Consider the following 19426-nt stretch of genomic DNA (forward strand, 5'->3'; position numbering starts at 1 on the left):
TTAGCTACTCTTTTTATAAAAAAGATAATAAAGTGATGGCAATACTAAAAGCGTAATCAGAGTTGATGTTATTATCCCTCCAATTACAACAACGGCCAAAGGATACTCAATTTCACTTCCAACTCCTTTTGCAAAAAGAAGTGGTAAAATTCCAAATAGTGTGGTTAAAGCTGTCATTAAAACAGGTCTTATTCTAAGTAGAGTTGCATCTTTTACCAATATATCCATTTTAACATCTGGAAATCTTTTTTGTAAACTCTCTATAAAACTAACTAAAACTATACCATTTAAAACGGCAATTGCAATAATTATAATAAATCCTATTATTGCAGCAATTGAGATATATATATCTGCCCAAAGCAAAGCAATGATTGAGCCAATTATTCCAAGAGGAACTCCAAGTAAAATCAAAATTGCCTTTTTAAAGCTATTAAATGCAGTATATAATAGAAGAAGGACTAAAATCAAAGTAGATGGGATAATGATAGATAGATTTTTTAAAGCCTCTTGCATATTTTTAAAATCTCCAGCCCAACTTATATAATATCCGCTTGGAAAATTGATAAGCTTTTTTATCTTTTTATCTGCTTCATTCACAAAAGAGGCTATATCTCTTCCTTCTACATCAAAAGATATAACAATATATCTATTTAGATTTTCTCTTTTTATAAATGATGGACCTTGCAATATCTTTATATCCGCAATCTCTTTTAACTTAACAACCTTTCCATTTTCACTTCTAATGAGAAGATTTTGAATAGTTTTTATATCTTTTTTTTCATCAGGTTTTACAACAATAGGAAATCTTTTTATACCCTCAAACTTATCTGTAACTCTCTCTTCTCCTAAAAGATATTTTATAACATCCATTAGCTCTTGAGGTTTTATCGAGTATCTTGCCATTGCAAGATAGTTTGGCTTTATCAAAATCTCTCCTTGTCCAAGCTGAGACTCTATCTCTATCGATTCCAATCCATCAATTTTTGATAAAACATCTTTTATCTCTTTAGCTAAAGAGTTTAAAATCTTTTGATCCTCTCCGAAAATCTTAACGGCAAGTTCTGCTTTTACCCCCTCTAAAAGCTCTTCTATTCTCATAGCTATAGGTTGGGTAGGAACAAACTGAACAAAATCAAAATTTTTCTTTAAATCCTTTGTGATTTTACTCTCAAGATTTTTTATATCAAAATCTTTTCTTTTTAGATTTATCAAAACCTCCATATAGTTAGCTCCAGCAGTCTCACCCTTTTCGCTTCTTCCTATCATAGCTACAACATTATCTACATAATTTGAATATTTTTTATTTATCAAATTTTCTATATTTTTGCTCAAATTTACACTTTGACTTAGAGCAGTACCTGGAATTGCAATAACTCTATACATAATGGACTCTTCATTTAGCTTTGGCATAAACTCTCTTCCCTGCTGTAAAAGTAAAAAACTAAGAGCAAAAAATGTTAAAAAAGAGAAAGTAACTACACTCTTTGAATATTTTATGGCAAATTTTAAAATAGGTGTATATATCTTTTTAATAAAAACCATAATAGGACTATCAGAAAATTTTACAGATTTTAAAAAATAATAACTCATAATCGGAACCAAAATCAATGCTACAATGATTGAAGAGAGCATTACAAAAACTATATTTATCGCCATAGGAGAATATAGTTTACCAGTTAAACCTTGCAAACTAACAAGAGGGATAAATGTTGCAGCAATAATAAAAATAGCAAAAATTACAGGTTTAGTAACTTCACTTGCTGCTTGAGAAATTATATCTATTTTAGACTCATTTGGTTTGTCATGAATAAGTCTAAAACTATTTTCCACAACAACAATTGTAGCATCAACAATCATACCAATAGCAATAGCAAGCCCGCTAAGACTCATAAGGTTTGCACTCATTCCAAAATATCTCATCAATAAAAATGCCATCAAAAGAGAGATTGGCAAAGATAAAACAACAATCAAAGCACTTCTTATCTCAAATAAAAACAAAAATAAAATTACACTGACTAAAATTGCTCCTGTAATTAAAGATGAGCTCATTGTATTTACAGCTTTTTTTGTTATTTCGCTTCTATCATAAATCGTTTTAATATCCACACCCTTTGGAAGAGCAGTTTTTATCTCTTTAATCTTTTCTTTTAACCTCTCTACAACTTTAGCTGCATTTGTAGAGCTTCTTTGCAAAACCATTCCAAACATTTTCTCTTTACCATCGATTGTTACTGCTCCAAATCTAAGTTTTTTCCCCTCTCTTACTTGTGCTATATCTTCAATCTTTATGGATCTTATCTCATTTGATCTAATTACAGTTTTTCTGATTTGATCTAAATTTTCATAAAATCCAGAACCTCTAATTAAATACTGCTCTTTATTAAATTCAAGATACTGTCCACCTGCGCTTTTATTTGTATTTTGGAGAGCTATTATAATATCTTCATGGGTAACTTTTAAAGCTTGTAGTTTTTTAGGATCAATTAAAACCTCTATCTGTTTTTCATAACCACCCCAACTAATAACCTCTTCAACACCATCAACCGTTTTAAACATTGGTCTTATAATAAAATCTTGAATCTCTCTTAATTTAGTTAATGGCAAATTCCCTTCAATTGCATACCAAAAAACCTGCCCAAGTCCTGTAGTATTTGGACCAATTACTGGTTTTCCAAACCCTTTTGGAATATCTACATTATTTAGTCTTTCACTTACAAGCTGTCTTAAAAAATAGATATCATAATCATCTTCAAAAAATATACTTACATAACTAAGTCCAAAAATAGAGTTTGACATAATAAGCTTAACTCCGGGAAGTCCAGCCATTGCTGATTCTATGGGATAGGTTATGAGTTTTTCTATAATCTCTGGGCTATTTCCAGGACTTTCTGTATATATAACAACCTGCTTTGGTGTAATATCTGGAAATGCATCAACAGGAATATCTTTATAAGCTTTATAACCCAAGGCTACAATAGCTATAAAAAGAGCTATTATTAAAAACCTATATTTAATAAATATTTCATAAATTTTCATCTTTTTCTCCTAATGACCATGTTCTCCAAGACTATTCTTTAAAAGTCTTGATTTATAAAAATATACATCTTTATCTATATATTCTTGATTCTCTTCTAAACCCTCTACTACTGCAAAATCTTTTAAAAACTCAACAACTTTTACAACTCTTGGTTCAAAATTCAACTCTTCATGCTCATGCTCTTCACCCTCTTCTTCATGTTCGTTGTGTTTATGTTCTACATTTTCTTTTTTATGTTCTTCGCCCTCTTTTGGCACAAACACTACAAAATCCCCATTTAACATAGTTAATGCACTCTTTTTTACAGCCAATGCTTTTTTATATGGAGAACTCTCAATTACCATATCCCCAAAAGCTCCTATTAATAAAGGTTTATTTGATGGTTTTATATGAAAAAGGAGTTTTGCTTGAAAAGTTTCACTATCTACTTGAGGCATAACTTTTATAAACTCTGTATCATAAATAAAATCTGAAAGTTTAAAAAAAGCTTTTACATTATTAAGTTTTAATGCGTCATCCACATTTAAATAGGCTATTGCATAATAATTTTTTTGATTTACAATTTTTACAACTGGCGTTGAACTTTCTATATTTGAATGCAGAGGTGTTAAAATCTTTTGTATTACTCCATCTGCATGAGAAGTGATATAAAAATATTCTATAGGTTTTTTTATATCTTTGATTCCAAGAATTTTTAGTTTTAATTTTATTGAGGAAAGCTTTGAATTTAAGCTTTGAAGCTTGATTTTTATATTGTTTAGATCATTTAAAGTAATTAAACCTTTTTTATACAGCTCTTTTGCATTTTTTAATCTTTTTTCTAATACCTCTATCTCCTTTTTTAATTTCAAATAATTACTGCTTAGCTCTGTTATATAAAAAGATTTAACTTTTGCTATTTTCTCTCCTTTTTTAACACTATCTCCCTCTTTTACAAAATATTTCTCTATATGTCCTGGGATTTGAGCTACTATATTTTGTGTCTGATTTTTAAAAACTTCAACCTTTGCGCTTGTTTTATATATTTTTCCAAAATCTATTTTTTTAACCTTTTCATAAGAAAATGAAAGAGTAATTAAAAATGTTATTAAAAAGATTTTTTTAATCATCATATCTCCCTTTTAAATAGTTTGATTCTATAACTAATAGATTTATTTCATAAATGGTTTGTAAAAGTTTGTTATTAACTCCAATTAGCTCATTTTTTGTCTGAAAAAGCTCTAAAAGTGAGCTTTTATCAATTTTATAGCTTTGAATATATAGATTTAAAAGCTCTTGAAGCTCATTTTTAGCTTTTTGTAAAATAAAATATCTACTCTTTAACAGATCATATTTTTTTTTCAACTCATCCTTATAGATATTTAACTCTTTTTTCAGATATCTTTTTTTCTCCTCAACCTCTTTAGCTAAAACAAGATTTCTCTTTTTCTCAGCATCTTTTTTAAAAAATGGAAGTTCAAAAGATATTCCGGCTCTAAAGATATCTTGCTCTGGTTCATTTTCATAATTTAAAATAAAATCAACTTTAGTAAAATTTTTTGAATCTACTTTTGCTTTTTGCAAAAAGAGCTCCTTTTTTCTATCTAAATAGTTAAAATAGGAAAAATCAATATTTTCCAATTTAAAATCATCAATTTTGTATAAAAATCTACTCTCATCTACTTTTTTATTAATTGTTGCATATCTATATAGTTTAAAAAGAGCAGTTTGAGCTTTTTTTTGCTGTTTTGCTAAAGAGCTTTGTAATTCAAGTAGCTTTGTTTGAAGCCTTAAAACATCTATTTTTTTACCAAACCCCTTTTCATATTTCATTTTGGCAATATTTAATAGATTTTCATTTATCTCAATCTCTTTTTGGATATTTGAGATAAGATTTTTTTGATATATATACTCTGTATAAAGCGTCTCTAAATCTTTTATAAATTTTGCTTTTTGAACCTTTTTAAAATTTTTTGAAACTAAAATCTTTTTATCTAAACTACTTTTTAATTCATTTTTATAGTCTATTAGTCTAAAAGGGATTTTTAAAGTTGTCTCAAATCCACTATTTTTTTCATATTTTGCTATATTTGCCTCAATTTCAGGATTTAGCCCTCTTAATTCTATATCTTTTTGCAAAATATCTTTTTCTATCTGAAAATCGCTTTTTTTCAATTCAAAACTATTTTTAATTGCCTCATTTTTAAACTCATCAAAACTTATAGCAAATGAGAAGACAAAACATATCATCAATAAAAAAAGAGTTCTCATCTTTTCTCCTTTTTAAGTATCTCCCCACTTATGGCATCAATTTTTAATATGTAACTTTTTGTTAAAACCTTATAGTATATAGTTGTGTTTTGATGCTTTATTTTTTTATAGATTATCTTTTCATTTGTAGCTTTTTTTACAATCTCTTTTAACTTTTCCTCATCAACTTTTGCATATTTTTTCATAAGATTTTCTTTTTGTAGTTTTACAGTTGCTTTCTTATTGTATTGATGAATTTTCATATGCTCAATTTCAGATGAATATAAAATTACTACAAATAGGCCTATAACAGATATAACTTTCATAATGTCTCCTTTAATTATTTAAATTTGATTTTTTATCAACTAAAGCTTTAGAAATTTAAAGCCACTCTTTAATAACTAAGTTTTTAAAAATAAGATATTAGATTGTTAGTTGGAAAGTTATATCTGTTTTGGAGGCTTTGGGGGTGATTTAAGATATATTGAGAAATATATAGGAAGTTTTGTTTCTATTTTTTTAGAATATGAGATATTTTGAATACGAAAGAAACTATTTTTTAATACAAAATTTTGATGGAAGAAAAAATGATATTTACATAAATCATCACATTTGGTAGGTTTTTCAGTCTCAATAGAGAACTCTTTTATTGTATGTTTATGGTCACGCTCTATAAAATATGCATGTGTGATATTAACAAAAAATCCAAGTAATAAAAATATAGCTAATATCTTTTTTAACATTTTAAACACTTTTTAATATCTGGTAATTTTACTTTTTTAAGCTCTTCTAAAAAGGGCTTAATCAATGGATTTTCTTCTTTTATAAAATATATACTCCATTTACCAACTTTTTTACTATCAATTATACCAGCTTCTTTTAACTGTTTTAGATATTTTGAGCTAAGAGGCTGAGAAAATCCCAAACTCTCACTTACTTCACAGACACACACCTCTTTGTTTTTTTCTATAAAAGCTAAAACTTTTAATCTATTCTCATCACCTAAAGCTTTAGCTACTTTTACTAACTTTTTCAATTAACCTTCCTCAAAGTAAAAATATATAACACTTTCATTATATAACATTTTTGTTATATAAGTCAATATTGAAAAGGATCTGTTATGAAAAAACTAATATTTGTTTCCTTTATGCTATTTGGATTAATTTATGCACAAGAAGGAAAAGATATTTATAAAAAATATTGTGCTTCCTGTCATATATTAAAACCGCCTATGGGATTTATGAAAAATAAAAAAATGCAACATTTTGACAATATAAAAGCTCCTCCTATGGCAGCTGTATCTAAAAGAGTTAAGATGTTTTATCCCAAAAAAGAGGATTTTGTGCGTTTTGTTGTTGATTATATTCAAAATCCATCTAAAGAAAAGGGAGTTTGTATGCCTATGGCATATAAAAGGTTTGGAACTATGCCGCCTATTGGAAAAAGTTTAAGTGATAAAGAGAAAGAAAAAGTTGCAAACTTTATATATACATTAAATTTTACTTGTCAAGCTTGTAAAATGAGAAAATAGGAGAGAAAAATGGCTTTTGTTCAAGCACTGATTGAACTATCAAATGCAATGGCATTATATATTCTTTTTGGTCTGTTGATTGCTGGATTTTTACATGAGATAGTTCCGCAAGATTTTATAAAAAAGCATTTAGGGAAAAGCTCATTTGGCTCAGTTATCAAAGCTACACTATTTGGTATTCCCATTCCAGTTTGCTCATGTGGAGTTATACCATTAGCAACAGCTTTGCAAAAAAGTGGTGCAAGCAGAGGAAGTGTTCTTAGCTTTTTAATATCAACTCCAATAACTGGAATCGATTCAATTTTGGCTACTTTTGGTATGTTTGGATGGGTATTTACCATATATAGGATAGTAACTTCAATTATTATGGCAATGATTGCAGGATTATTGGTAAATATACAAAAAGAGAAACAAGATATAAACAATTCAACAATAGAAAAACCTAAATTTACACTCAATATTAACAATAATAATCCAATCAATTTTTCTATTAATTCAGATAAAAACTCTTGCTGCTCAAGTAGTTGTGAATGCAAAGAAGAAAAGAGAAAATTTTCATTTATTAATGCTTTAAGATATGGTTTTATAACCCTTTTAGGAGATATTGCAAAACCCCTTTTTTGGGGTCTTATAATAGGAGCTGCAATAACTGTAGCAATTCCACAAAACTTAAGTGCACTCTTGAGTGAGTATGTGTGGCTATCATATATATTAGCTGTTATAATTGCTATTCCTATGTATGTTTGCGCCACAGCTTCACTTCCAATAGCAGCAGCTTTGATGTTAAATGGAGTAAGTGCTGGCGCTGCTTTTGTATTTTTAAGCGCTGGTCCCGCAACAAATACAGTAACAATAGGAGTTGTTAAAAAGATGCTAGGCAATAAAGCAGTATTTATTTATCTTGGAGTTATAGCTATTGGCTCAGTTATTTTTGGGTTAGGACTTGATTTTATATTTAAAGATATAGATGTAAAAACTATTGTCCATATAGAAGAGAAAGCATCTATTTTAATGATTGCAAGCTCTATAATTTTATGGATACTTATTTCATATCATATTTTAAAAGATAAACTTACCAAAAAAAGTTGTTGTAATTAATAAATATAAAATTTTTAAAAAATGATAAAAAGAGAGAGGCTACTCTCTAATCTGCCCCTCTCCATAAATTTTATATTTATATGTTGTCAAATCATTTATACCCATTGGTCCTCTTGCATGAAGTTTATTTGTGGAGATTCCAACTTCTGCTCCAAAACCAAAAACTCCACCATCAGTAAATCTTGTTGAAGCATTAACATATACACAAGCTGCATCGATTTCATTTAAAAATTTTTCTGCAGTTGTGTAATTCTCTGTAACAATAGCCTCACTGTGTCCGCTTCCATACTTTCTTATATGCTCAATTGCTTCATCAACTCCATCAACAACTTTTATTGATAAAATATTTTCAAGATATTCTGTATGAAAATCCTCTTCAGTTGCCTCCTCTACATCTATAACCTCTCTTGTTAGTGCACAACCCTTTAAAGTTGTTAAATGAGGTTTAAATGCTTCATATAGTTTTAATAGCATCTCATCTTTGATAGCATAATCTACCAATAATGTCTCCATAGCATTGCAAACGCCGGGTCTTTGAACCTTTGCATTTACAGCTATTTTTATTGCCTTTTCAAAATCTGCATCTTTATCTATATATGTATGGCAAAGACCCTTATCATGCTTTACTACAGGTACTGTAGCATTTTCACTAACATATCTAATAAGAGCCTCTCCTCCTCTTGGAATAATCAAATCAACATATTTATCCATCTTTATTAGTTTACTAACTCCTTCTCTACTATAATTAGGTAATAATGAAATAATATCTTTTGGAAGACCATTTTCTTCTAAAACATTTCTTAAAATATTAGCAATTGCTTCATTTGAATTTTTTGCCTCTTTGCCACCTTTTAAAATACATACATTTGAACTTTTAAAACAAAGAGCAGCAGTATCACTTGTAACATTTGGTCTTGATTCATATATTATTCCTATTACACCAATTGGAATAGATACTTTTTCTATTCTAAGACCATTATCTAAAACCCATCCATCTAATACTCTTCCAACTGGGTCTTTTAACAAAGCAATCTCTCTAATAGATTGAGCCATTGCAGTAACTCTATTTTTATTAAGTAGTAATCTATCTCTTAAAGCCGAAGACAAAGCATTTTCTTCAGCATATTTCATATCTAATGCATTTGCTTCTAAAATAGTATCTATATTTCTTTCAAGCTCATCAGCCATATCATATAAAACTTTTTTCTTTTTTTCTCCATTAATTGTTGATAAAATTGAAGCACTTTTTTTAGCTCTTTTTAAAAACTCCTCCATAACCCACCTCTTTTTTATTTTATTTTATCTATAAACTGCTTTTTATGTAATTAAATTTTTATTTAATAGGCTTTTAAGTTCAATAATAAAATAATATAAGAAATTTTTATAAAGGATAAATATGGAAAAAATTTATGATATTGCTATTATAGGTGCTGGACCTGCTGGAATTGGAACAGCTATTGAGAGTTTTATTTTTGGAATTAAAAATATTTTATTAATAGAAAAAGCAGATAATCACTCAGCAACAATTAGAAATTTTTACAAAGATAATAAAAGAGTAGATAAAGATTGGATGGGCCAAAAGGTAGAGTGTGAAGGAAGAATCATTTTTATGGATGGAACTAAAGAGACAACTTTAGATCTTTTTGATAAACTTCTTGATAAACATAAAATAGATACTCTTTTTAAAACTGAAGTAGAAAAAGTTGAAAGAAATAACGATTTTTTTGAAATATTTACTACAAATAATGATAAATTTTTAGCAAAAAATGTTGTAATAGCTATTGGAAAAATGGGAAAACCAAATAAGCCCTCATATAAAATCCCACCATCTATCAAACAGTTTGTAAATTTTAATCTTGATAAATGCTCAAAAGGAGAAAAGATTTTAGTTGTTGGTGGAGGAAACTCTGCAGCCGAATAAGCCTATTTCTTAGCTGATACTAACGATGTTACTTTAAATTATAGAAGAGAAAAATTTACAAGATTAAATCCAGAAAATGAAAAAATTGTAAATGAATATATAAAAAATCAAAAATTAAAATTAAAACTTGGAGTTGATATCATATCACTTGAGAGTGAGCATGGAAAACCAAAAGTAAATTTTACAGATGGCTCAAGCCAAATATATGATAGGATAATTTATGCTATTGGAGGAACAACTCCAACAGAATTTTTAAAAAAGTGTGGTATTGAAGTTAAAAAAGGCAAAGTTGAAGTTGATGAAAATTTTGAAACCAAAACTCCTGGACTTTTTGCAGCTGGAGATATAGTTACAGAAACTGGAGGTTCAATAGCAATTGCTTTAAATCATGGCTATAAAATAGCTTCTTACATAACCAAAAAAATAAAATCATAAAGCATTGGCAATAATTTCTTTGTCAATGCACTCCACATTTTCAGTATCTAAAATATTGGCTTTAATTGTTACAATGTTTCTAATTGAATTTAAATAGTTAGAAACCTCATTTTGAGAACATTTTTTTGAATTATAAATTATATCTATAAATTTTTTATCAAAATTCCACTTTTCAAATATTAAACAAGATACATCAATAGTATCATATTCTAAACGCTCTTTTTCAATATTGTCAATATCTTTTAAACTTTTTTCTTCTTCAACAATTAAAATACTGTTTTCTTTAGCATATTTTGCTAATACAATTTTTCCAATGTCTGATAAAAAAGAAGAGCTTTTTAGTAATATTGATAAATTTTTATTTTCTTTAAAAAATTTTTTTGAAATATTTTGTTTTAATATAGATAAATTTAAAAAATCTAATTCATTTATAGAATATGGAGATAGATCAAATTCAAAACTTTTCTCTAAAGCTGAGTAAATAGCAAAATTTATAATTTCATCAAATCCAAAAAGAACTATTGCATGTCTTAAATCATGTATCTCATGAGAAAAACCATAATATGGTGAATTGGCTAATCTTAAAATATCTACAACTAAAACTGGATCTTTTTTTATTATATTTTCTAGATCTTGAGCTGTTGAATTATCATCTTCATAGGATATTTTTAGTTCTTGAACTGTCTTTGGAAGAGGAGGAAGTTTGTCAATTTCATTAATAATAAAATCTTTTATACTCATCTTAATAAATCCCTTAGGCTGATATGTGGATTTTTACCATTTAATATTTCATATACCTCTTTTGCTATTGGAGTATATATATCATTTTTTTGAGCTATTTTTATAATAGCCTCACTCGTATATACCCCTTCTGCAACCTCTCCAAGCTCTTTTAATATTATTTCTAAATTTTTCCCTTGTGCTAGTCCAAACCCTACTCTATAATTTCTTGAAAGATTGCTGCTTGCAGTTAAAAAGAGATCCCCTGCTCCACTCAAACCCAAAAAAGTTTCAGTTTTTCCACCAAAAAATTTTCCAAATCTCTCCATCTCAACTAAGCCTCTTGCCATTAAAGCTGCCCTTGCATTATTTCCAAGTTTCAATCCATCACATATTCCAGATGCAATAGCTATAACATTTTTATATGCTCCTGCAATTTCGGCACCTATTACATCGTCACTTATATATGTTTTAATAAAATCTGGAAAAGCATTTGCAAATTTTAGAGCTAACTCTTGATTTAATGAATTTACAACTAAAGCTGTAGGTAATCCCTCTTTTACCTCTTTAGCAAAAGATGGCCCAGTTAAAAAGGATATATGCTCCTTTGGTAAAAATTTTTCATATATTTGATTTAAAAATTTTCCGCTTTTAACATCTATCCCTTTTGAAGCAACTAAAACTTTTTTATCTCTATCAAGTCCATTTTTTTCAAGCCACTCTCTTGTAACTTGGGCTGGAAGGGCAATAACTAAATATTCAAAATTTTCAAGTAAATATTTTAAAGTTGTAAAATTTGGAATCTCTTTTTTATGTCTTGATGTTATATATACACTATTTTTTTGAGATAAGGCATACTGCAATGCCTGTCCCCATTTTCCTGCACCAATTATACCTATTTTCATTCATTGCCTTTTATAGATGAATTCAAAAGTTCTTCTTGAAATTTTTTAATATTATCTTTTTTACCAATAACCACCAATATATCACCTGCATCAAGTTTGTGTCTTATACCCTTAGTTATAAAAGTAAACCTATTTCCAAGCTCTATATCTACTATCCCAATTACAATAATATCAAATCTTTTTTTTATTTTTGCATCAGTTATATCAATTCCATCTAAAAAAGAGTTTTTTGGAATTTCAATCTCATAAAATGCTATATTTGGGTCTTGTAAAATATTATCAATAGCTTCTGCTACAGCAGGTTTTTCAAGAATAAAGTATATTTTATTTGCTGCAACTTCCATTGTATCAATAACTTTATCTGCCCCTGCAAGTTTTAATTTTCTCTCAGTCTCTTTTGACTCACAAATTGAAATTATTTCAATTTTGCTAAAAATTGCTTTTAATGTAATTGTAAGATATATATTTACCTCTTCATCATCATATGCACAAAATACTTTTTTAATTCCATTATCAAAAATAGTATTTGCAATATCTTCATCATTTTCAATATCTACTATCAATATATGTTCGTAACCGTCTACAGATGCATGCTTTAAATTTTTTTTATCTGATTCGGCAATATAAACATCATATCCATTATTTAATAGATATTTACCTATCTGTTCACCATATCTTCCATATCCAAAAAGTAATATTTTATCTTTTTTCTCTTGCATGGCTCAATGTACTTTCTGTAATTTGTGATTTAAAATTGTTGATAGAGAGATTATAACCAAGTATAATTAATATATCATTTGCTTGTAATTGAAAATCATCTTCTGGATTAAAATAAAATTTTCTATCGATTTTAGGCTCTAACTCTTTTTCAAAGTGTCTGATAACTCCAAGAAGAATTATTTTATATTTTGCAAAATCCAAATCTTTTATTTTTTTGTTTTCCAAAAAAGAGCCTTTTAAAACCTCTACCTGATCACATAAAGCATTTTTTTTAGCAGTTAAAATATCATTAATTGCTGTTATTGCTATTGGTTGCTCAATAATTTTTGTAGCATAAACTCCTGCAGTATCATATGGTGAAATTAGATAATTAGCTCCTGCAAGTTTTAATTTTTTATATGAGTTTTTATCAACAGTCCTTGAAATTAAAAATATATCTTTGCTAAAACTTCTAACATTTAAACAGATAAAAATATTATGCATATCCTTATCTGTCATTGCTAGAACAGATTTTATTCTTTCAAAATCCAATTTTTTAAATAAATCTTTTTTTGAAGCATCCTCTTTTATGGCATAATAACCTTTTTTTAAAGCCTCCTCTACTTTTGTTTCATCTAAATCTACTATTAAAAAATTTTTATTATCTTTTTTAAATCTTTTTGCAATTAAATCTGAAATGTGAGTATAACCACAAATAAGATAAACATTATCCATTTTATTTATTGTATTTAATATTTTATTCTCTTTTACTTCATGCATTTTCTCATTAAAAGCAGATACAATTATTGAAGTTGCAAATGAGATAAGTCCTACTCCAGTTAAAATAATAAATAGAGTTATACCTCTGCCTTCATTAGTAACTGGAGTAATATCACCAAATCCAACAGTTGAAATTGTAACTAATGCCCAGTAAAAGGCATCAAAAAGTGTAGAAATATTTGGATTTTTTTGCTCTTCAAATACATATATACTAATGCCAGATATTAAAACAACAAATGCAACTAATAATAAAAGGGTAAATAGTTCAAGCTTTTTTGATGCAAGAACTTGTAAAAAATGAGTAACACTTTGAGAATATCTCAAAAGTTTAAATACTCTAAAAAGCACGAAAATTCTTAAAATTCTTAACTCTCTATAACTTGGTAAAATTGCTAAAAGATCAATTATTGCCAAAGGTGAAGTAATATATTCTAACTTTTTTTTCAATATCTCTTTTAAAACACTCTTTGTGTCAAACTCTTTTTCTAAAAAAACAGAATTTTCAAACTCCTCTATAATAATTTTTCCAACATCATTATAAACCCAAAGCCTTAACAAATATTCAACAATAAAAACACCAGTTACAAAATATACATCATAATAATAAAGCCATTTAGAAATAGGTGTTTTTACCTCTTCTATTATTATAATAACACTTGAGAGAATAAGAAAAATCATAAAATAGTCAAAGTATCTTTTTAAAGGATAATTTTCATTTTCCAATAAATTTTTAAAAAAAAGTTTTACTTTTTTATATCTTTGTGATCCCTCAAGCAAAAAAGCTATATCAACTAAAATCTGCGAAAATTTCAAGATAGTTTTTTCCTTAATATTTCATTTACAAGTTTTGGGTCTGCTTTTCCCTTACTTGCTTTCATTACTTGACCAACAAAAAATCCAAAAAGCTTCTCTTTTCCTGCTTTATATTCAGCTACTTTATCTTCATTTTTAGAAAGAATTTCATCTATCATAGCCTCAATTGCACCAGTATCGCTTATCTGTTTAAGTCCCAATTTTTCAATAGCTTCGTCAACCTCAACTCTATTTTCCATAAGAAAATCAAGTACATCTTTAGCAGCCTTACCGCTTATTGTTTTATCTTCTATTCTTTTTACAAGTTTTGCCAATTTTTTAGCATCAACTGGTGATTCTGTTATATCAAGGCCAGCTTTATTGAGTCTTGCTGCAAGCTCAACTGTAAGCCATGTAACACCGTTTTTTGCTTCAATATTTTCTTCCATCATCTCTTCAAAAAACTCTGCCATCTCTTTTGAAGAGGCAATCAAAGCTGCATCATATGGCTTTATCTTATACTCTTTAATAAATCTTTCCTCTTTTTCATCTGGAAGTTCTGGAATATTTTTCGTCTCTTCAAAAAAACTCTCTGGAATAATTACAGGAAGTAGGTCTGGATCTGGAAAATATCTATAATCTGCACTCTCTTCTTTTCCTCTCATACTTCTTGTAACACCTTTTTGAGAGTCAAAAAGCCTTGTCTCTTGAACCACCTCTTTTTCATATACTCCATCTTCCCATGCTTCTATATGTCTTTGTACTTCATAATCAATTGCTTTTTGTATAAATCTAAAAGAGTTTAAATTTTTAATCTCAACTCTTGTATAAAGATTTTCATCACCTTTTGGTCTGATTGATACGTTAGCATCACATCTAAAAGATCCTTCTTGCATATTTGCATCACTAATATCAAGATATCTTACTATTGCATGAAGCTTTTTTAGGTATTGTACTGCCTCTTCACTGCTTCTAATATCTGGCTCACTTACTATCTCTAAAAGAGGAGTGCCAGCACGATTTAGATCAACTTTACTTATTTCACCTTCATGAATGTTTTTTCCTGCATCCTCTTCTAAATGGGCTCTTGTAATGCCTATTTTTCTTTTTGACCCATCCTCTTTATCAATAAAAAGATAACCATTTTCAACAATTGGAACTTCAAATTGGCTTATTTGATAACCTTTTGGAAGATCAGGATAGAAATAGTTTTTTCTATTAAAAATAGATTTTTTATTTATTGTTGCATTTATAGCCCAACCAAACATCATGGCTTTTTTCACAGCTTCTTCATTAATAACAGGTAAAGCACCTGGAAGAGCTAAGCATGTAGGACAAGTGTTTTTATTTTGAATATCAGCAAAACTTGTGGGACAAGAGCAAAACATTTTTGTTTTAGTATTTAATTGAACATGAACTTCTAAACCTATAACTACCTCAAATTCCATAAAATTCCTTTGATTTTTTCTTTTGATTTTACAAAATTATTGATAAAAAGAGGGTTAAATGGAGATTAGTAATTAGTAATTGGTAATTGGTAATTGGATGTTTAAAATTGAAACTTTCATTACACTGCTAATAAAACTTCGAGTTCGGAACTCGAATAATTCGAATAAATTTATTATAGTTAAATGTAAAATTATTAATACACTAATACACCAATATACTAATTACCAATATTTATTTACAAAATATCTAATAGAAGCAAATCCAGCAGCTTTTCTTATTTTTATTTTATTAATCTGTTCTTTAGTAATTATTCCTCCTAAAGCAATAACTGGAATTTTTGATTTTAAAACAACTTTTCTAAGATTTTTTAATCCTTTTGGCTCACCCTTATTTGGAGTATAAAAAATGGGACTATATGTAATCATATCTGCCCCTAAATCAATTGCTTTTTTTATCTCATAAAAATTGTGTGTACTTGCAATTACAAAAAGCTTTTTTCTTTTTGCTTGTTTGATAAGATTCATCTTTGAGGAAGGAAGATGGACTCCATCAAATTTATATCTATATGCTATATCTATATTAGAATTTATCAAGATTTTTGAAATTTTTAGATTTTTAGATTTTTTTAAAAAATGGATAGATAAAGATTTAAAATTTTTACTTTTTTTATCTCTAAAACATATCATATCTACTTTATGTTTATTGACAGCAATTTCTAAAAATTTTTTTAGCTTTGTTGGATTATCTGTATAAAATTTAGGATCAGTTATAAGATAGGAGAGAAGTTTATTCATTTATTTTATGTTTTATAGACTCCAAAATTCTTGTCTGTTTTTTTAATTCTTTTATTTTCTCAACCTGAATATTTGCAATTTCTAAAAACACAATAAATAAAAGCCAAAAAACTGAAGATAATATAACAGCAACAAGAGCTGGAAGAAAGCCTAGATTAATAAAAGATTGGAAAAAGAAAAAGGCGCTTAAAATTAAAAGCGCCCAGAAAATTCCAAGTAGAAAACTTATAACATTTTCTAACAAAGTTTTTTTCAATTTAAATCCTATAAAGATTCCTCATGCAACAATACTGCTCCAGCAAGATAAACATAAGTAAGTATCATAAATATAAATGTTTGTAAAAATGCACTAAAAAGTAGCAATGCAAAAGCTGGTAGAGGAACTATCCAAGGTGCAAGCATTAAAAGAACCCATAAAAATAGATCATCACCTTTTATATTACCAAAAAGCCTGAATGACAAAGATATAATTCTTGAAATATGAGAAACTATCTCAATAGGAAACATCAATGGTGCAAGTAATTTTACAGGTCCTGCAAAGTGAGCAAAATAGTGAACAACACCATTTTTTCTTATACCTTCATAGTTGTAATAGATAAAAACAATTAATGCTAACGCTAAAGTAAAATTAATATTCCCTGAAGGTGATTCAAAGCCAGGAATGATACCTATCATGTTTGCAACAAATATAAAAAGTCCGAGTGTAGCAACTAATGGCAGATATTTTTTTGCATTACTTTCACCAATAACATCTCTGCCCATTGCAATAACGCCTTCAAGATAGGCTTCCATTATATTTTGTACACCTTGAGGAACTACTCTTAAAGATTTTGTAGCTGCTTTTGCCAATATTAAAACAATAATAGCTGCAAGTATTGTATGAGCTACAAAGATAAATGTATGGTCATGAGAAATAGTACCTAAAAAAGTAAAGATTCCCTCCATTTCATCTCCTAATAAATATTTTGATAAATTTTATCTTTTTTTTGATTAATGGTGTATTAATTTTTCAAAAAATTTTTATAAAAATTTAATATATTTATTTTTTACACATATTTTTTACCCTGTCCAAGCCTATATATCGCAAAATCATATTTAACAGGATCATTTGGATCAAATTTTTTTAAATTTTGTGTTAACTCAATTGCAGCCTGAAGATCATAATTTTTTCTATTTAACAATCCTATCTTTTTTGAAACATTAAATGTATGAGTATCCAATGGAATTACGAGATTTTTTTTATCAATCTTTTTCCAAAGCCCAAAATCGATACTATCTTTTCTCACCATCCACCTAAGATACATATTCCATCTTTTATAACAAGATTCACCTTTATATTTTTTCTTTGGTTCTTTTCCTATTAAAAAATTGTATCCATATGAAGAATAACTATTTTCCTTTTTGAAAGCTTTTATTAAATTACTTATTCCATCAAGAACATTTTCTTCTTTTTTATATCCTTCATAAAAGATATCCTCTAAATTGTCTACTCTTTTTAGAGTTAAAAAAAGATTTGCCACATCTAATGGTTTTTGAAAACGGTAATATTTATCTATTTTTAATATCTCTTTATCACTCTCTTTCAATAAAGAAAAATCTAAAGAATCTAAAAATTTCACAATTGCTTTTGCATTGCCATATGCAAAAAGAGCACAAATTAGAGCTATTTTTTCATTTTTATATCTTCTTGCTACTAAAATTGGATCTGGATTTTCATAATTTACTTCAAAAAAATTGTCTCTCTTTTCAACCTCTTTATCAAGCAACTCTTTTAATCTATCAAAATTCAAAATTCTCCTTCTATTAGAGTTAAGCATTAAGTACTAAGAGTTAAGATTTTTTATTATTTACTTTTTCTTTCAGCCTTAAACCTAATTCCCAATGACTAATGACTAATGACTAATGACTATTTTCTAAAACTTAAAATGCTCTCCAAGATAATGTTTTCTAACTTCAGGATTTTCTGCTATTTCTTCGCTTGTACCTTGAGCTAGTAATTTTCCATCTCTTATAACATAGGCTCTATCACAGACACTTAATGTCTCTCTTACATTATGGTCCGTTATCAAAACACCTATATCTATTTCGATAAGCTGCTGTATAATATTTTGAATATCAATAACAGCAATAGGATCAACACCAGCAAATGGCTCATCTAAAAGTAAAAATTTTGGCTCATTTACCAAAGCTCTTGCAATCTCGCATCTTCTTCTCTCTCCACCACTTAAACTAATACCTTTTCTATGTCTTATAGGTTCAATATTAAAAAGCTCTAATAACTCTTCTACTCTTTTTTCTCTCTTTTCTTTATCTAAAACTCCAGCTTCTGCTGCAAGGTAGAGATTTTCTTCAACACTTAAATCTTTAAAAATACTTGATTCTTGTGGTAAGTATCCTATACCGATTTTAGCTCTTTTATGAAGAGGATAAGATGAAATATCTTTATCATCAAAAAAAACTTTTCCATCTGTTGCACCTATAAGACCACAAATCATATAAAAGGTAGTTGTTTTTCCGGCACCATTTGGTCCAAGAAGTCCAACTACCTCTTTACTTTTTACTTCAAGATTGATATTTTCAACAATTATATGATTTTTAATAACTTTTTTTAAATTTTTAGCAACTAATTTATGCATATATAATCCTGTATTCTCTTTTACTATCAACTGGTTTTATCTCAATTATCATATATTTAAATCCCAAATTTTGAATAAACTTTTCAAGATTCTCATCTGGCCACTCTATAAGATGATAACCACTCTTTCCAAGTTCTTCGAAAAGTCCTAAAGTCATAAATTTGTCAAATGAAGTCTGATAAAGATCATAATGATAAATTTTATCTCCATAAATTTGTAAAATTGAAAATGTAGGAGAAGAGACTTCATTAATGCCAAGTTTCTTAGCTAAAGCTTTAACTAAAGTAGTTTTTCCACTACCCAGATTTCCTTTTAAAAGAATAATATTAATATCTTTTTTCAAAATAAAATCAACTAATTTTTCTAACTCATTCTCTGACAAAATAAATTTTTTTTCCAT

20 protein-coding genes and 1 pseudogene are annotated in these 19426 nt (G+C 27.8%); 3 read left to right on the top strand and 18 right to left on the bottom strand.

Annotated elements, in window-relative coordinates:
• The 6 genes from QML81_RS08090 to QML81_RS08115 form a co-directional block, all read right to left on the bottom strand.
• Positions 1-3036: an efflux RND transporter permease subunit gene (locus tag QML81_RS08090; RefSeq protein WP_281950924.1), complete on the bottom strand. Its 3036-nt coding sequence runs from the start codon at positions 3034-3036 to the stop codon at positions 1-3.
• Between the two features lie 9 nt (positions 3037-3045).
• Positions 3046-4146 carry an efflux RND transporter periplasmic adaptor subunit gene (locus QML81_RS08095; protein WP_281950925.1) on the bottom strand — a complete coding sequence of 367 codons (1101 nt, stop codon included), beginning with the start codon at positions 4144-4146 and terminating at the stop codon, positions 3046-3048.
• Positions 4139-5287, bottom strand: coding sequence for a TolC family protein (locus tag QML81_RS08100; RefSeq protein ID WP_281950926.1), 1149 nt, complete (start codon positions 5285-5287; stop codon positions 4139-4141). Before QML81_RS08100 ends, QML81_RS08095 begins: the two co-directional genes overlap by 8 nt.
• A complete protein-coding gene (locus QML81_RS08105; RefSeq protein WP_281950927.1) occupies positions 5284-5592 on the bottom strand; it encodes a PepSY domain-containing protein in 309 nt (102 codons plus the stop codon). Before QML81_RS08105 ends, QML81_RS08100 begins: the two co-directional genes overlap by 4 nt.
• 117 nt (positions 5593-5709) lie before the next feature.
• Positions 5710-6009, bottom strand: a complete 300-nt coding sequence (locus tag QML81_RS08110) for a hypothetical protein (protein WP_281950928.1) — start codon at positions 6007-6009, stop codon at positions 5710-5712.
• A complete protein-coding gene (locus QML81_RS08115) occupies positions 6003-6302 on the bottom strand; it encodes an ArsR/SmtB family transcription factor (protein WP_281950929.1) in 300 nt (99 codons plus the stop codon). The genes QML81_RS08110 and QML81_RS08115 overlap by 7 nt, the downstream gene beginning before the upstream one ends.
• 84 nt (positions 6303-6386) lie before the next feature.
• Between QML81_RS08115 and QML81_RS08120 the strand changes: the two genes are divergently transcribed.
• Both QML81_RS08120 and QML81_RS08125 read left to right on the top strand, forming a co-directional pair.
• Complete coding sequence (locus QML81_RS08120) at positions 6387-6797, top strand: c-type cytochrome (RefSeq protein ID WP_281950930.1); 411 nt, start codon at positions 6387-6389, stop codon at positions 6795-6797.
• 9 nt (positions 6798-6806) lie between these two features.
• A complete protein-coding gene (locus QML81_RS08125) occupies positions 6807-7895 on the top strand; it encodes an SO_0444 family Cu/Zn efflux transporter (RefSeq protein ID WP_281950931.1) in 1089 nt (362 codons plus the stop codon).
• A 39-nt stretch (positions 7896-7934) separates the two neighbouring features.
• On the opposite strand, the gene QML81_RS08130 is transcribed toward QML81_RS08125, so the two are convergent.
• Positions 7935-9170 carry a glutamate-5-semialdehyde dehydrogenase gene (locus QML81_RS08130; RefSeq protein WP_281950932.1) on the bottom strand — a complete coding sequence of 412 codons (1236 nt, stop codon included), beginning with the start codon at positions 9168-9170 and terminating at the stop codon, positions 7935-7937.
• 121 nt (positions 9171-9291) lie between these two features.
• On the opposite strand from QML81_RS08130, the pseudogene QML81_RS08135 reads away from it, so the two are divergent.
• Positions 9292-10251, top strand: a pseudogene (locus QML81_RS08135) (NAD(P)-binding domain-containing protein).
• On the opposite strand, the gene QML81_RS08140 reads toward QML81_RS08135, so the two are convergent.
• From QML81_RS08140 to tsaE, 11 genes are all read right to left on the bottom strand, one after another.
• Complete coding sequence (locus QML81_RS08140; protein WP_281950933.1) at positions 10246-10992, bottom strand: HDOD domain-containing protein; 747 nt, start codon at positions 10990-10992, stop codon at positions 10246-10248. The pseudogene QML81_RS08135 and the gene QML81_RS08140 sit on opposite strands and share 6 nt — an antisense overlap.
• A complete protein-coding gene (locus QML81_RS08145; protein ID WP_281950934.1) occupies positions 10989-11876 on the bottom strand; it encodes an NAD(P)H-dependent glycerol-3-phosphate dehydrogenase in 888 nt (295 codons plus the stop codon). The genes QML81_RS08140 and QML81_RS08145 overlap by 4 nt, the downstream gene beginning before the upstream one ends.
• Complete coding sequence (locus QML81_RS08150) at positions 11873-12595, bottom strand: NAD-binding protein (protein WP_281950935.1); 723 nt, start codon at positions 12593-12595, stop codon at positions 11873-11875. The genes QML81_RS08145 and QML81_RS08150 overlap by 4 nt, the downstream gene beginning before the upstream one ends.
• A complete protein-coding gene (locus QML81_RS08155; RefSeq protein ID WP_281950936.1) occupies positions 12576-14168 on the bottom strand; it encodes an ion transporter in 1593 nt (530 codons plus the stop codon). The genes QML81_RS08150 and QML81_RS08155 overlap by 20 nt, the downstream gene beginning before the upstream one ends.
• Positions 14165-15595 carry an Asp-tRNA(Asn)/Glu-tRNA(Gln) amidotransferase subunit GatB gene (gatB, locus tag QML81_RS08160; protein ID WP_281950937.1) on the bottom strand — a complete coding sequence of 477 codons (1431 nt, stop codon included), beginning with the start codon at positions 15593-15595 and terminating at the stop codon, positions 14165-14167. The genes QML81_RS08155 and gatB overlap by 4 nt, the downstream gene beginning before the upstream one ends.
• Positions 15596-15817: 222 nt before the next feature.
• Positions 15818-16390, bottom strand: coding sequence for a thiamine phosphate synthase (locus tag QML81_RS08165; RefSeq protein ID WP_281950938.1), 573 nt, complete (start codon positions 16388-16390; stop codon positions 15818-15820).
• Entirely contained in the window at positions 16383-16646 is a 264-nt protein-coding gene (locus tag QML81_RS08170) for a hypothetical protein (RefSeq protein ID WP_281950939.1), read from the bottom strand. Before QML81_RS08170 ends, QML81_RS08165 begins: the two co-directional genes overlap by 8 nt.
• Before the next feature lie 8 nt (positions 16647-16654).
• On the bottom strand, positions 16655-17335 hold the full coding sequence (locus QML81_RS08175; protein ID WP_281950940.1) for a F0F1 ATP synthase subunit A: 681 nt from the start codon (positions 17333-17335) through the stop codon (positions 16655-16657).
• Positions 17336-17436: 101 nt separating this feature from the next.
• The gene (locus QML81_RS08180) at positions 17437-18180 is read right to left on the bottom strand and encodes a TIGR02757 family protein (protein WP_281950941.1); all 744 of its coding nucleotides are present in this window, start codon (positions 18178-18180) and stop codon (positions 17437-17439) included.
• A 123-nt stretch (positions 18181-18303) separates the two neighbouring features.
• Complete coding sequence (lptB, locus tag QML81_RS08185; RefSeq protein WP_281950942.1) at positions 18304-19026, bottom strand: LPS export ABC transporter ATP-binding protein; 723 nt, start codon at positions 19024-19026, stop codon at positions 18304-18306.
• A complete protein-coding gene (tsaE, locus tag QML81_RS08190) occupies positions 19019-19426 on the bottom strand; it encodes a tRNA (adenosine(37)-N6)-threonylcarbamoyltransferase complex ATPase subunit type 1 TsaE (protein ID WP_281950943.1) in 408 nt (135 codons plus the stop codon). The genes lptB and tsaE overlap by 8 nt, the downstream gene beginning before the upstream one ends.

The organism is Nitrosophilus kaiyonis (assembly GCF_027943725.1).
GTDB lineage: Bacteria > Campylobacterota > Campylobacteria > Campylobacterales > Nitratiruptoraceae > Nitrosophilus_A > Nitrosophilus_A kaiyonis.

Coding starts and splice junctions, on each gene's coding strand:
- QML81_RS08130 (WP_281950932.1), bottom strand. CDS start 9,170: ATGGAGGAGTTTTTAAAAAGAGCTAAAAAAAGTGCTTCAATTTTATCA.
- lptB (WP_281950942.1), bottom strand. CDS start 19,026: ATGCATAAATTAGTTGCTAAAAATTTAAAAAAAGTTATTAAAAATCAT.
- QML81_RS08165 (WP_281950938.1), bottom strand. CDS start 16,390: ATGAATAAACTTCTCTCCTATCTTATAACTGATCCTAAATTTTATACA.
- QML81_RS08095 (WP_281950925.1), bottom strand. CDS start 4,146: ATGATTAAAAAAATCTTTTTAATAACATTTTTAATTACTCTTTCATTT.
- QML81_RS08145 (WP_281950934.1), bottom strand. CDS start 11,876: ATGAAAATAGGTATAATTGGTGCAGGAAAATGGGGACAGGCATTGCAG.
- QML81_RS08100 (WP_281950926.1), bottom strand. CDS start 5,287: ATGAGAACTCTTTTTTTATTGATGATATGTTTTGTCTTCTCATTTGCT.
- QML81_RS08150 (WP_281950935.1), bottom strand. CDS start 12,595: ATGCAAGAGAAAAAAGATAAAATATTACTTTTTGGATATGGAAGATAT.
- QML81_RS08140 (WP_281950933.1), bottom strand. CDS start 10,992: ATGAGTATAAAAGATTTTATTATTAATGAAATTGACAAACTTCCTCCT.
- QML81_RS08110 (WP_281950928.1), bottom strand. CDS start 6,009: ATGTTAAAAAAGATATTAGCTATATTTTTATTACTTGGATTTTTTGTT.
- QML81_RS08090 (WP_281950924.1), bottom strand. CDS start 3,036: ATGAAAATTTATGAAATATTTATTAAATATAGGTTTTTAATAATAGCT.
- tsaE (WP_281950943.1), bottom strand. CDS start 19,426: ATGGAAAAAAAATTTATTTTGTCAGAGAATGAGTTAGAAAAATTAGTT.
- gatB (WP_281950937.1), bottom strand. CDS start 15,595: ATGGAATTTGAGGTAGTTATAGGTTTAGAAGTTCATGTTCAATTAAAT.
- QML81_RS08175 (WP_281950940.1), bottom strand. CDS start 17,335: ATGGAGGGAATCTTTACTTTTTTAGGTACTATTTCTCATGACCATACA.
- QML81_RS08120 (WP_281950930.1), top strand. CDS start 6,387: ATGAAAAAACTAATATTTGTTTCCTTTATGCTATTTGGATTAATTTAT.
- QML81_RS08125 (WP_281950931.1), top strand. CDS start 6,807: ATGGCTTTTGTTCAAGCACTGATTGAACTATCAAATGCAATGGCATTA.
- QML81_RS08105 (WP_281950927.1), bottom strand. CDS start 5,592: ATGAAAGTTATATCTGTTATAGGCCTATTTGTAGTAATTTTATATTCA.